Below are 12,790 nucleotides of genomic sequence, written 5' to 3' on the forward strand. Positions count from 1 at the left end.
ACACAGGTCATCTCCTTCGCGATGAGCAATGTGTCTATTAAAAAGTGTCCACCATGTGTCCGAACACCTGTCCACCATGTGTCCGGTACATACAGCTGGGGAGAGGGCTGGGGTGAGGGGGTACGATTTCATGCCCTACAAAAAAGCCCGGGCTCATCGCTGATCCCGGGCTTCTTCACATCCGCCAAAAACTTACTCGGCGAGGATCTGACCCACGGTCGGGTCCTTGAACAGACGCGTCAGCGCATCGCTCAATACATCGCTGACCAGCTTGGTGTTGGTTTCCTGGTTCGGCGCCATGCCGAAACGCTGGTCCAGCGAAGCACCGTAACGGCCGCTGTAGCGACGGTTGGCGTTCTGCACGTCGGAGCGGAAGGTCGCGCCGATGGTGGCTTCAGTCACGTACATGCCTTCTTTGGGCGACTGATATTTCAGCTCGGCCAGGGTCACGGTCAGTTGCGGTGCGTTTGGCGCGTTGTTGGTCGGGGTGAAACCGAGCAGGCGTACGGCCGCTTCAGCCTGAGCCTGCAGCTTCGGCAGGATCTGCTCGCGCTGCACGGTGATGGCGCTGGTTTCCGGGTACAGACCGCCACGGGTGCCGAGGGTTGGCGACGGACGACCGTCAACCACACGCACCACGACTGGCTGGCCACGGCCAACCGGTGCCAACTGGGTGGTCAGCTTCGGCTCCGGGCTCAGTTGTTGCGGGCTGTGGGCGCAGCCGGCCAGGGTCAAACCGGCCACAGTGATCAAACCGAACAACAGGCGTTGCAACATGCTCTTCTCTCCAGAATCAGGCACAAACAGGCCGGCAGTATAGCGGTGGGCCACTGCAGCTCACCAGCATCGCGCGGTGAATACTGAAATGTCTGACAAACCCCGTCGAAAGCGGTTCCTGTCACAGATTCTTCACCGCCCATACACCTTGACGTCACGGGCCTTCGGCAACCTTCAAATCAGCCCTCCAACAGGTACTCGGCCATGCGTTATCTGATCTCGTTGTTTGCTCCACGTCCGCTGCACCGCAGCTTTGCCCTGCTCGACCGCAACGGCCTCTGCCAGGCATTCAAGCAGTGCAGCCTGCAACCGATGGGCGATGGCTGGGTAGAAATCGAAGAAATTCGCCTGCACTGGTTGAACCAGCCGCTGCCCGCCAGCGCCCGGGTCATACCGCGACAAATGCGCGCACGGCCACAAGTGCAGTTGAGCATCTGACCGGATGCCTAATAAAAGTCATTAAACACGAGCAACTCCGCGCATTTCTTCGATACAATCTCCCCCCGATTATAAGGACGTCTCCTGATCGGGCCCCGCAACAGCGTCAATGCGCTTGCATTGACATCAAAATCGCCCACAGAGAGCCGCCCACACAGATCGAGTGAAGTTGGCGCGCTTGCCTGTTCTTCCGGCAAAAACCCACTTTTCGCGAATCTGCAGAGCTGTCATGACGCTCGGTCACTGAGCTGTTTTGCCCTTGCGGGCACGGTGCCAGGTTTCGACAGCCCTTTTTGAGGTTCACGTCTTCAAAAGAGCGTGAAAAAAACGGGTTTTCACAACTTCACAAGAGTGTGGCGAGCAAATGAATAGTTTTGCGTCTGAACATGCACCATTAGCGTCTGGAACAGCCCAACGACACAGGACCGGGTATACCTCGAATATCGGAGCCTGAAGCCTGTCCGCTACGGATTTGGTTGCACACAAACGGATGTCTCGACCATAAGTCGAATTGCCAGCCTTGCGCAGAAATGAGTTCATTGAACCCTTGAAGCCAGGCCGCCTGCATCCGTCGAAGTTGCGAAAAATTGCGAAGATTCGGACATGGCGAACCTGACCACCGTTACCTGGGGCACCACTGACTCGCCCCGGAACGCCTGGCAGCCATGCCGACAATTTGGTGCTGCAGATTTTGGAGACGCGTTAAATGGCGCATAACGAAGCAGTCGACGTAGTACTGGTTGGGGCCGGCATCATGAGTGCCACCCTTGCCGTGCTGCTCAAAGAGCTCGACCCCGCGATCAAGCTGGAAGTCGTCGAGCTGATGGATTCCGGTGCTGCGGAGAGTTCCAACCCGTGGAACAACGCCGGTACCGGTCACGCCGGCCTGTGCGAGCTGAACTACACGCCGCAGGCTGCCGACGGCACCGTCGACATCAAGAAAGCCGTGCACATCAACACCCAGTTCGAAGTGTCCAAGCAGTTCTGGTCGTATCTGACCAAGAAAGGCACCTTCGGCTCGTGCAAATCCTTCATCAGCCCGGTGCCGCACCTGAGTTTCGTGCAGGGCGACAAAGGTGTGTCGTTCCTCAAGGAACGTTTCGACGTGTTGAGCAAGCACCACGCTTTCTCCGACATGGAATACACCGAAGACAAGACCAAGATGGCCGAGTGGATGCCGCTGATGATGCCGGGCCGCTCGCCGGACGAAGTGCTCGCCGCGACCCGCGTGATGAACGGCACCGACGTCAATTTCGGCGCCCTGACCAATCAGCTGCTCAAGCACCTGACCAGCGCACCCGATGCCCAGGTCAAGTACTGCAAACGCGTGACGGGCCTCAAGCGTAATGGCGCCGGCTGGACCGTCAGCATCAAGGACGTCAACAGCGGCAGCACCCGTGAAGTCGACGCCAAATTCGTCTTCCTCGGCGCGGGCGGCGCGGCGTTGCCACTGCTGCAAGCTTCGGGCATCGAAGAAAGCAAAGGCTTCGGCGGCTTCCCGATCAGCGGCCAGTGGCTGCGTTGCGACAACCCGGAAGTGGTCAAGCATCACCAGGCCAAGGTTTACAGCCAGGCTGCCGTGGGTTCGCCACCGATGTCGGTGCCGCACCTCGACACCCGCGTAGTCGACGGCAAGAAATCCCTGCTGTTCGGGCCATACGCCGGTTTCACCACCAAGTTCCTCAAACACGGCTCCTTCATGGACCTGCCGATGTCGGTTCGCGCCGGCAACATCGGGCCAATGCTGGCAGTGGCGAAAAACAACATGGACCTGACCAAATACCTGGTCAGCGAAGTGATGCAATCGATGGAGCAGCGTCTGGACTCCCTGCGCCGCTTCTACCCTGAGGCGAAAGCCGAAGACTGGCGCCTGGAAGTGGCCGGCCAACGGGTACAGATCATCAAGAAAGACCCGAAAAAGGGCGGCATCCTGCAGTTCGGTACCGAACTGGTGGCAGCGAAGGACGGCTCCCTCGCCGCCCTGCTCGGCGCTTCGCCAGGTGCCTCGGTGACGGTTTCGATCATGCTGGAACTGATCGAGAAGTGCTTCCCGGGCAAGGCCAAGGGTGAGTGGGCTGGCAAGCTGGCGGAAATCTTCCCGGCCCGTGAAAAGGTTCTGGAAACCGATGCTGCGCTGTATCGCAAGATCAATACGCAGAACAACATCGCGCTGGAACTGGTTGAAGAAAGCAGCGAGACCCCAAGCTTCGCTTGATCTTGCGGCATAAAAAACGCCCCGTACTCAGTGAGTGCGGGGCGTTTTTTTATGGCCAGGACTTAGTTGAACCACCGACCACTGTGGCGAGGGAGCTTGCTCCCGCTTGAGTGCGCAGCGCTCACAAGATTTTGGGGCCGCTGCGCAGCCCAGCGGGAGCAAGCTCCCTCGCCACAGGGATCACTCAGGGATCAGGTGCGGGACTTTTCGATCAGCTCGATGTATTCGGGGGCGTTGCGCTGATCGGCGATCAGATCAACGAAGGTCTTGCCCTGCTCGTCCTTGCCATCAACGTCGTAGCCGGCTTCAACGAAGAAGCCCAGGAAGCGCTCGAAATCGTCGATGCGCAGGCCACGGTAGGCCTTGATCAGTTTGTGCAGCGACGGCGAAGTGGCGTCGACCGGTTCAAAATCGAGGAACAGCTTGATCTGCTCATCGCCGATCTCGTCACCAATCACCTGTTTCTTATCTTTACGCATTGCCGACTCCAGCTCGCAGACATTACACGGGGCGGGCAGTTTACCCCTGCCCTGCCGCCGGGCTCAACGCGCGCGCACGCTGCCGGTGTGCAAATCGGCCCAGATATGGCCGTTGGCGTAACTGAGGAACTGCACATACACGGTGTCATTGCGCAGCAGATCGATGATCACCCGGTACTGTGCCTGTGGATAAAACAGCGTCAGGGTTTTGCTCCTGTCGTCATAAACCGGCTTTTTCAGGCTTTTGCTTTCGCCGTCGAAATTGACCAGCACTTGGGTGATCGTCGCGCCTTTGCTCAGGGATTTGCCCTTGAGGCGGATGATCAGCGGCGAGGTGACAGGGATCGGTTGCTGATTGGACTGGCGTTGCGCGCCGACCACCACTGAATAGTCGGTGATCTGCAGCAGTTGTTGCTGTTCGGGTTCGGCATCACGCACGGTCAGATCGTCCGGCGGCAGGAATTGGCTGTGCATCGGGGCGGCGGCCAAGGGCAGGCTGAGGGTCAGCAACAGGAAGGCAAAGCTGCGGATCAAACGGCTCATGACAGGCTCCGGAGGGCGGGGCCGAGCACTCTAGCATGGGTGTACGAAACGGATCAGCCCACACAAAACAACTGTGGGAGCGAGCCTGCTCGCGAAAGCGGTGTGTCAGTTTTCAATGATGCTGACTGACACAACGTCTTCGCGAGCAGGCTCGCTCCCACAGGGGGCAATACCAGGTTCTTACATGCCTTTAACGGCAAAGATCCCGTTGGCGTTGCGCCAGTAGCCTTTGTAGTCCATGCCGTAACCGAAGATGTATCGGTCAATGCAAGGCAGGCCGACGAAATCGGCTTTCAGGTCAGGACGCGCCTTGCGGTCGTGATCCTTGTCGATCAGCACGGCGGTGTGCACTTTGCGCGCGCCGGCGTGTTTGCAGAAGTCGATGATCGCGCCCAGGGTGTGACCTTCATCGAGGATGTCGTCGATGATCAGCACGTCGCGGTCGATGAACGAGACTTCCGGCTTGGCTTTCCAGAACAGATCGCCGCCGCTGGTTTCATTGCGATAACGGGTCGCGTGCAGGTAGGAGGCTTCCAGCGGGAATTGCAGGTGAGTCAGCAGCTTGCCGGAGAAGATCAGGCCGCCGTTCATCACACAGAACACCACCGGGTTGCTGTCAGCCAGTTGTTCGTTGATTTGTGCACCGACGCGGGCGATGGCAGCCTCGACTTCAGCTTCGGTGTACAGGCAGTCAGCCTCTCGCATGACTTGACGGATATGCTCGAGATCAGCGGACATGGCGCTCTCCAGGGGGATGTTTTTCGGAAAAGCGGGCAAAGGTACGCATCCCGCGAGGTCGAATCAAGCCTTAATGGACTAACGTACTCAATGTCCTATAGGACATCACCCTCGGATAGATTAATCTAGGCCGGTTTTTTTGCCCGCCGCCGGAGTTTTTCCATGCCCATCCTCGAGATCCGCCACCCGCTGATCCGCCATAAACTCGGCCTGATGCGCCGCGCTGACATCAGCACCAAGAATTTCCGCGAGCTTGCTCAGGAAGTCGGCGCCCTGTTGACCTATGAAGCTACAAAAGATTTGCCGCTCGAATCCTACGATATCCCAGGCTGGTGCGGCACCGTGTCGGTCGAGAAAATCGCCGGCAAGAAGATCACCGTCGTGCCGATCCTGCGCGCCGGCATCGGCATGCTTGAAGGCGTGCTGAGCCTGATCCCGGGTGCCAAGGTTTCCGCTGTGGGTGTCGCCCGCAACGAAGAAACCCTGCAAGCCCACACCTATCTGGAAAAACTGGTTCCGGAAATCGACGAACGGTTGGCAATGATCATCGACCCGATGCTCGCCACCGGCAGCTCGATGGTCGCAACCATCGACCTGCTGAAAAAGGCTGGCTGCAAAGACATTCGCGCGATGGTGCTGGTTGCCGCGCCGGAAGGCATTGCTGCCGTCGAGAAGGCTCACCCGGACGTGACCATCTACACCGCGTCCATTGATGAGCGTTTGAACGAACACGGTTACATCATTCCTGGGCTTGGCGATGCGGGTGACAAGATCTTCGGCACCAAGCAGAAGGACGCGTGACCATGCAGCAAGAGTTCAACGATCCGCTCTGGCGCACGGTGCTGTCCGGCGCCCAGATGCTGTTCGTGGCTTTCGGCGCTTTGGTGCTGATGCCGCTGATCACGGGCCTGGACCCGAACGTGGCACTGTTTACCGCAGGTCTTGGGACGATTCTGTTCCAGATCGTCACCGGGCGTCAGGTGCCGGTGTTCCTTGCGTCGAGCTTCGCTTTCATCACTCCGATCATTCTCGCCAAGGGCCAGTTTGGCCTCGCCGCGACCATGGGCGGCGTGATGGCGGCCGGTTTTGTCTACACCTTCCTCGGCCTTGCCGTGAAGATCAAAGGCACCGGGTTCATTGACCGTCTGCTGCCGCCGGTGGTGATTGGTCCGGTGATCATTTCGATCGGCCTGGCCATGGCGCCGATTGCCGCGAACATGGCGATGGGCAAGGCGGGCGACGGTTCTGAACTGATCCACTACCAAACCGCAATGATGATCTCGATGCCGGCGCTGCTGACCACGTTGATCGTGGCGGTATTCGGCAAGGGCATCTTCCGCCTGGTGCCGATCATCTCGGGCGTACTGGTCGGTTTCGGCATGGCGTTCTATTTCGGCGTGGTCGATACCGCGAAGATTGCCGCTGCACCGTGGTTTGCGATCCCGCATTTCACCGCGCCGGAATTCAACTGGCAGGCGATTCTGTTCATCGTTCCGGTGGCACTGGCTCCGGCCATCGAGCACATCGGCGGCGTGATTGCCGTCGGCAGCGTGACCGGTCGCGATTACCTGAAGAAGCCGGGCCTGCACCGCACGTTGCTGGGTGACGGCATTGCCACCACCGCTGCCGGCCTGTTCGGTGGTCCGCCGAATACCACGTACGCCGAAGTGACTGGCGCCGTGATGCTGACCAAGAACTACAACCCGAAAATCATGACCTGGGCGGCGATCTTCGCCATCAGCCTGGCGTTCATCGGCAAGTTCGGCGCGCTGCTGCAAAGCATTCCGGTACCGGTGATGGGCGGGATTCTGTGCCTGTTGTTCGGTTCGATTGCGGCGGTGGGGATGAATACCCTGATCCGTCACAAGATCGATCTGGGCGAAGCACGCAATCTGGTGATCGTTTCGGTGACGCTGGTGTTCGGCATCGGCGGTGTGCTGGTCGGCACCGGCACTGGCCCGGACGACTTCGGCCTCAAAGGCATCGCGCTGTGCGCGGTGGTGGCGATTGCGCTGAACCTGATTCTGCCGGGCAATGATGGCTGGAAGAACAAGAAGGCGGATGAGCCGCTGATCTGATCAAGCTCCAGTTTTTTTGTTGTTTGTACAAATGTCATCGCGGGCAAGCCCGCTCCCACAGTGAATCTCCTGTGTACACAAACCTTGTGGCAACAGAGATCAAATGTGGGAGCGGGCTTGCCCGCGATGCTTTTGGCTTTTACAGGGCCAGCGGCGCTCGTTCACACAAGGTAGCCAACGCCTTCGCCCATTGCGGGTCGTCATTCAGGCACGGCACCAGCACCAACTCCTCGCCCCCCGCCTCGCGGAACTGCTCCTTGCCGCGATCACCGATCTCTTCCAGCGTCTCGATGCAATCGGCAACGAACGCCGGGCACATCACCAGAATCTTCTTCACGCCGCTTTTCGCCAGTTCATCCAGCCGCGCTTCGGTGTACGGTTCGATCCACTTCGCCTTGCCCAGACGCGACTGAAACGACACTGACCACTTGCCGTCCGGCAAACCCATACGCTCGGCGAACAGCTCCGCAGTGCGCAAGCATTGCGCGCGATAACAGGTGGCCAATACCGCCGGCGAAGCATTCTTGCAGCAGTCTTGATCCTTGAAGCAATGATTACCGGTGGGATCGAGCTTGGTCAGATGCCGTTCCGGCAAGCCATGGAAGCTCAGCAACAGGTGATCGTAATCCTGCTGCAAATGCGGCCTGGCACTGGCGACCAAGGCATCAAGGTATTCCGGCTGATCGTAGAACGGTTGCAGGATCGACAACTGCACATCGAGCTTCTTCGCGCGGATCACACGCTTGGCTTCTTCGATCACCGTGGTCGTCGTGCTATCGGCGAATTGCGGATAAAGCGGCGCCAGCGTGATGCGCTTGTGCCCCGCCGCGACCAGTTGCAACAGACGCGTTTCAATCGAAGGTTCGCCGTAACGCATCGCCAGCTCGACCGGGCCTTGCTTCCACTGCGCTTTCATCTGCTCTTGCAAGCGACGGCTGAGCACCACCAGCGGCGAGCCCTCCTCCCACCAGATCGACGCATAGGCATGCGCCGACTGCTCGGGGCGCTTGATCAGGATCAGCGAGACCAGCAGACGCCGCACCGGCCACGGCAGGTCGATCACGTATGGGTCCATCAGAAATTGGTTGAGGTAGCTGCGCACGTCGGCCACCGAGGTGGAGGCCGGAGAACCCAGGTTGACCAGAAGCAAGGCGTGATCGGTCATGCAACGTCCTATTTCAGAGGCGGCTGGAGAGATCATCCAGGGCCGCGCGTAAATCCGTGAACTGGAAAGTGAAACCCGCTTCCAGCAAGCGTGCCGGCGTGGCTCGTTGGCCGCCGAGCAACAACAAAGACAACTCGCCAAGGCCGACTTTCAACGCCAGTGTCGGCATCGGCATGAACGCCGGGCGGTGCAACACGCTGCCCAGCGTCTTGGCAAATTCGCGATTGCGCACCGGGTTTGGCGCGCACGCATTATAAGGACCACCGGCCTGATCGCGGTGCAGAAGAAAATCAATCAGGGCGATTTGATCGCTGATGTGAATCCACGGCATCCACTGGCGCCCATTGCCCAAAGGCCCGCCCAGCCCGAGTTTGAACGGCAGCAACAACCGCGACAAAAAGCCGCCCTCGGCCGACAGCACCAGCCCCGTGCGCACCAGCACCACACGGATCCCCATCGACTCGGCACGCAGGGCGGTTTCTTCCCAGGCGATGCACAACTGGCTGGCGAAATCGTCGATCACCGGCGGCGAATCTTCAGTCAGTTCACGCTCACCGCCGTCGCCGTACCAGCCAATCGCCGATCCCGAAATCAGCAACGACGGTTTCTGTGCCCGTGTTTCGAGCCAGGCCAACAGGGTCTCCGTCAGTTTGATACGGCTGCTCCACAACAGCGCTTTGCGCCGATGCGTCCACAGTCGATCGGCAATCGGCGCACCCGCCAGATTGATAATGGCGTCCACCGGCTCATCACCGAGGTCTTCCAGACGCGCAATACCGCGCACCTGAGCACCACAGATTTTGCCAACCTTTTCCGGGCTGCGGCTCCACACCGACAATCGATGGCCCTGCGCCAACCAGTGCCGACAGAGTTGACGTCCGATCAAACCAGTACCGCCGGTCAGCAATATGTGCATGACTTCTTCCTCGCGTAGCGTTTTACCCGGATCACTAGTCTATTTTTATAAGCAGGGATCTTTTCTATCGGGCAGGCTCTATTGTTTAACCATAGGCCAAGCTGTCAGAACGAGAACGCTGGAAGTTATACCAAAAAACAAAATTGTACAGGTTTCATCCACGGCGTAGTCTGTACAGAAAGGTAAACGAGGCCCCTATGACTGTACCTATCGCAATCATCGGCACCGGCATCGCCGGACTCTCCGCAGCTCAGGCGTTGACTGAGACCGGGCACACCGTCCAATTGTTCGATAAAAGTCGCGGCAGCGGCGGACGCATGTCGAGCAAGCGCAGCGACGCCGGTTCACTGGACATGGGCGCGCAATATTTCACCGCCCGCGACCGACGTTTCGTCACCGAGGTTCAGCGTTGGCAAAGCCAGGGCTGGGTCGCCGAGTGGACGCCGCAGCTCTACACCTTCCAGGGCGGACAACTGAACCTGTCGCCGGACGAACAGACGCGCTGGGTCGGCGCGCCACGGATGAGTGCCATCACTCGCGGCTTGCTCGACGGTCTGGAGGTGCATTTCGCCTGCCGGATCACCGAGGTCTTTCGTGGCGAAGAACACTGGCATCTGCAAGACGCCGAGGGTTTCACTCACGGCCCCTTCAGCCATGTCGTGATTGCCACGCCAGCACCGCAAGCCACCGCGCTGCTGGCCGCCGCGCCGAAACTCGCCGGTGCCGCCGCCGGGGTGAAAATGGACCCGACCTGGGCCGTCGCCCTCGCCTTTGACACGCCACTGGATACGCCCATCGAAGGCTGCTTCGTGCAAGACAGTCCGCTCGACTGGCTGGCGCGCAACCGCAGCAAACCGGGGCGCGACAACACCCTCGACACGTGGGTGCTGCACGCCACCAGTGCCTGGAGCCGGCAACACATCGACCTGCCCAAGGAAGCGGTGATCGAGCAACTGCACGGTGCGTTCGCCGAGCTGCTGCACAGCGCCATGCCCGCGCCGACCTTCAGCCTCGCCCACCGCTGGCTCTACGCACGGCCCTCGACCGGCCACGAATGGGGCACGCTGGCAGATGCCGATCTGGGCTTGTACGCCTGCGGCGACTGGTGCCTGTCCGGACGCGTCGAAGGTGCCTGGCTCAGCGGCCAGGAAGCAGCGCGCCGCTTGCATGAACACTTGCAATGAACCGCCTCAATCCGCAAAAACTGCTGCTGTCGAAATGGACAGCAGCCCTGCCGCAAAACCGCGAAAAGCATTTTCTGGTCACCGAACTGTTCCGCGATGAGAACGGCACTGTGCTGGAAGTCGAGTTGCAGGCGGTGCTGACCAAGCGCACCGAACGACTCGATTGGCAAAGCCTCAAAAACAACGAACGCTGGTTATTGGGTTGGCAATAGCTCACTCCTACAGAGATCGTATTCAACCTCAAAACTTATACAAATGATTTGACTTGTACACCTTTGAAACTATGCTGAAGAAAGTTGTACAGAGGTAATTCTCTGTACAGGTATGGATTCGAGGTGGTCATGTCCGAATTTTCCAAGTGCAAACCCAAAATCGCTATCAGCGCCTGCCTGCTGGGTGCCGAGGTGCGCTACAACGGCGGGCACAAGGAATCGCGGCTGTGCAGTCGCACGCTCGCTGAATACTTCGAATTCGTCCCGCTGTGCCCGGAAGTCGCTATCGGCCTGGGCATTCCCCGTGAGCCGATCCGCCTGGTTGGCGACCCGCAAAGCCCCGAGGCCATCGGCACCGTCAATCCAGCGATCAACGTCACCGCGCCCCTTGCCGAATACGGGCAAAAGATGGCTGCCGAACTCGATGACCTCTGCGGCTACATCTTCATGCAGCAATCGCCGTCCTGCGGACTCGAACGGGTCAAGGTCTATCACGCCAACGGCGCCCCGGTTAACGGTGGTGGACGCGGCATCTACGCCCAGGCCTTCTGCGCACGCCACCCGGATTTACCGGTGGAAGAAGCCGGGCGCCTCAATGATCCGGTGCTGAGAGAAAACTTCATCACTCGCGTGCTCGCCTACAGTGCCTGGCAACAAGTGCTCGGCCAAGGCTTGAGCCGCCGCGCGCTCACCGAATTCCACTCGCGCTACAAATACCTGCTGATGGCCAACAACCCGGTGCAATACAAAGCGCTGGGCAGCTTGCTCGGCAACATGGGCCACAGCGACCCCGCCGAACTCGGGCCGCGTTATTTCAGCGAGCTGATGGCCGCGTTGAAAAAGTGCGCGACCCGGCGTACCCACAGCAACGTCTTGCAGCACATCAGCGGATATCTGAAACAGGCGATCAGCGCCGAAGACAAACAGGAAATGCAGCACGTCATCGGCCAGTACCGCCTCGGCATCGTGCCATTGGTGGTGCCACTGACGCTGCTCAAGCATCACTTCCGCCTCCATCCCGATCCGTACATTGCGCAGCAGGTTTACCTACAGCCGCATCCGGAAAATCTCAGCCTGCGAAACGCCATTTGATGAACGACAAACTCGACTCCAGCGCCCGGGAAGACCTCGGCGCCGACTTCAAGAAAGCCCTCGACGAAGGCTGGCTGCCGATTCGCGAAGTAGCGCGCCAGACCGGCGTCAATGCGATCACCCTGCGTGCATGGGAGCGCCGTTACGGCCTGGTCATCCCCCAGCGCACGCCCAAGGGCCATCGGCTGTATTCGGCCGAACATGTGCAACGCATCCTGACCATCCTCACCTGGCTCAATCGCGGCGTCGCGGTCAGTCAGGTCAAGCCGCTGCTCGACACGGCGCAGGCATTCAGCGAGCCGGTGGAGAATGACTGGCAACGCTTGCAAAAGACCCTGCTGGCGGCCGTTATGCAACTCGACGAGCGCGCCCTCGATGACAGCGTCAATCAAGCCATGGCGCTCTACCCGCCGCGCACACTGTGCGAGCAATTGCTGCTGCCACTGCTGGCCGAACTCGAGCAACGTTGGCAGGGCCAGTTCGGCGCGCAGATGGAACAAGTGTTTTTTTATTCATGGTTACGCAGCAAATTTGGCGCACGCATCTACCATAACAACCGTCAATTGCACGCCGCGCCTCTGCTGCTGATCAATCATTCCGACCTGCCACTGGAACCTCACCTGTGGCTGTGCGCGTGGCTGATCAGCAGCGCCGATTGCCCGGTACAAGTGTTTGACTGGCCATTGCCGGCAGGAGAACTGGCACTGGCGGTCGAACATCTGCAAGCGCGCGGCGTACTGCTGTATTCCAGCAAAGCAATGCAGCTTGGGCAGTTGCCAAAACTTTTGGCTGGCGTCGGTTGCCCAAAAATAATCGTCGGACCAACGGTGTGCATCCACCATGCCGAGTTGTCCGTAAGAACTTGTGAGATAGCTGATTTGTACCTGGCTGAAGACGCGCTTTCTGCGCACCAGGCACTTGTTCAGCATGGGCTGATTTAATGGACGCGGCGA

General features: G+C 59.4%; 14 protein-coding genes. 8 read left to right on the plus strand and 6 right to left on the minus strand.

Annotated elements, in window-relative coordinates; genetic code table 11:
• Nucleotides 1–192 precede the first annotated feature (192 nt).
• On the minus strand, nucleotides 193–777 hold the full coding sequence (locus ACIOWE_RS26585) for a YajG family lipoprotein (protein WP_166221220.1): 585 nt from the start codon (nucleotides 775–777) through the stop codon (nucleotides 193–195).
• Between the two features lie 204 nt (nucleotides 778–981).
• On the opposite strand from ACIOWE_RS26585, the gene ACIOWE_RS26590 reads away from it, so the two are divergent.
• On the plus strand, nucleotides 982–1,215 hold the full coding sequence (locus ACIOWE_RS26590) for a hypothetical protein (RefSeq protein ID WP_401397671.1): 234 nt from the start codon (nucleotides 982–984) through the stop codon (nucleotides 1,213–1,215).
• A 706-nt stretch (nucleotides 1,216–1,921) separates the two neighbouring features.
• Nucleotides 1,922–3,430 carry a malate dehydrogenase (quinone) gene (mqo, locus tag ACIOWE_RS26595; RefSeq protein ID WP_401397674.1) on the plus strand — a complete coding sequence of 503 codons (1,509 nt, stop codon included), beginning with the start codon at nucleotides 1,922–1,924 and terminating at the stop codon, nucleotides 3,428–3,430.
• Between the two features lie 191 nt (nucleotides 3,431–3,621).
• On the opposite strand, the gene ACIOWE_RS26600 is transcribed toward mqo, so the two are convergent.
• The 3 genes from ACIOWE_RS26600 to ACIOWE_RS26610 form a co-directional block, all read right to left on the minus strand.
• Nucleotides 3,622–3,909: a PA4642 family protein gene (locus ACIOWE_RS26600; protein ID WP_201231306.1), complete on the minus strand. Its 288-nt coding sequence runs from the start codon at nucleotides 3,907–3,909 to the stop codon at nucleotides 3,622–3,624.
• Between the two features lie 63 nt (nucleotides 3,910–3,972).
• On the minus strand, nucleotides 3,973–4,452 hold the full coding sequence (locus ACIOWE_RS26605; protein WP_401397677.1) for a hypothetical protein: 480 nt from the start codon (nucleotides 4,450–4,452) through the stop codon (nucleotides 3,973–3,975).
• 180 nt (nucleotides 4,453–4,632) lie between these two features.
• Entirely contained in the window at nucleotides 4,633–5,190 is a 558-nt protein-coding gene (locus tag ACIOWE_RS26610; protein WP_053123723.1) for a hypoxanthine-guanine phosphoribosyltransferase, read from the minus strand.
• Between the two features lie 162 nt (nucleotides 5,191–5,352).
• Between ACIOWE_RS26610 and upp the strand changes: the two genes are divergently transcribed.
• Together upp and ACIOWE_RS26620 are read left to right on the plus strand one after the other, a co-directional pair.
• The gene (upp, locus tag ACIOWE_RS26615; protein ID WP_122599134.1) at nucleotides 5,353–5,991 is read left to right on the plus strand and encodes a uracil phosphoribosyltransferase; all 639 of its coding nucleotides are present in this window, start codon (nucleotides 5,353–5,355) and stop codon (nucleotides 5,989–5,991) included.
• A 2-nt stretch (nucleotides 5,992–5,993) separates the two neighbouring features.
• Nucleotides 5,994–7,268 carry a uracil-xanthine permease family protein gene (locus ACIOWE_RS26620; protein ID WP_103306094.1) on the plus strand — a complete coding sequence of 425 codons (1,275 nt, stop codon included), beginning with the start codon at nucleotides 5,994–5,996 and terminating at the stop codon, nucleotides 7,266–7,268.
• A gap of 139 nt (nucleotides 7,269–7,407) precedes the next feature.
• Here the strand turns inward: ACIOWE_RS26620 and hemH are convergent, their stop codons facing one another.
• Together hemH and ACIOWE_RS26630 are read right to left on the minus strand one after the other, a co-directional pair.
• Nucleotides 7,408–8,433, minus strand: coding sequence for a ferrochelatase (gene hemH / locus ACIOWE_RS26625; RefSeq protein ID WP_401397680.1), 1,026 nt, complete (start codon nucleotides 8,431–8,433; stop codon nucleotides 7,408–7,410).
• A 13-nt stretch (nucleotides 8,434–8,446) separates the two neighbouring features.
• The gene (locus ACIOWE_RS26630) at nucleotides 8,447–9,349 is read right to left on the minus strand and encodes a TIGR01777 family oxidoreductase (RefSeq protein WP_401397683.1); all 903 of its coding nucleotides are present in this window, start codon (nucleotides 9,347–9,349) and stop codon (nucleotides 8,447–8,449) included.
• A gap of 197 nt (nucleotides 9,350–9,546) precedes the next feature.
• Between ACIOWE_RS26630 and ACIOWE_RS26635 the strand changes: the two genes are divergently transcribed.
• The 4 genes from ACIOWE_RS26635 to ACIOWE_RS26650 all read left to right on the plus strand — a co-directional run bounded on the left by ACIOWE_RS26635 (nucleotide 9,547) and on the right by ACIOWE_RS26650 (nucleotide 12,778).
• Nucleotides 9,547–10,533 (plus strand): NAD(P)/FAD-dependent oxidoreductase, encoded by a 987-nt coding sequence (locus ACIOWE_RS26635; protein ID WP_201236837.1) that lies wholly within the window; start codon nucleotides 9,547–9,549, stop codon nucleotides 10,531–10,533.
• On the plus strand, nucleotides 10,530–10,745 hold the full coding sequence (locus ACIOWE_RS26640; RefSeq protein WP_401397686.1) for a TIGR02450 family Trp-rich protein: 216 nt from the start codon (nucleotides 10,530–10,532) through the stop codon (nucleotides 10,743–10,745). The genes ACIOWE_RS26635 and ACIOWE_RS26640 overlap by 4 nt, the downstream gene beginning before the upstream one ends.
• 129 nt (nucleotides 10,746–10,874) lie before the next feature.
• Nucleotides 10,875–11,837 (plus strand): YbgA family protein, encoded by a 963-nt coding sequence (locus ACIOWE_RS26645; RefSeq protein WP_401397689.1) that lies wholly within the window; start codon nucleotides 10,875–10,877, stop codon nucleotides 11,835–11,837.
• On the plus strand, nucleotides 11,837–12,778 hold the full coding sequence (locus tag ACIOWE_RS26650; protein WP_401397691.1) for a MerR family transcriptional regulator: 942 nt from the start codon (nucleotides 11,837–11,839) through the stop codon (nucleotides 12,776–12,778). The genes ACIOWE_RS26645 and ACIOWE_RS26650 overlap by 1 nt, the downstream gene beginning before the upstream one ends.
• Nucleotides 12,779–12,790 lie beyond the last annotated feature (12 nt).

This window comes from Pseudomonas sp. NPDC087598 (assembly GCF_044743525.1).
Classification (GTDB): Bacteria; Pseudomonadota; Gammaproteobacteria; order Pseudomonadales; family Pseudomonadaceae; genus Aquipseudomonas.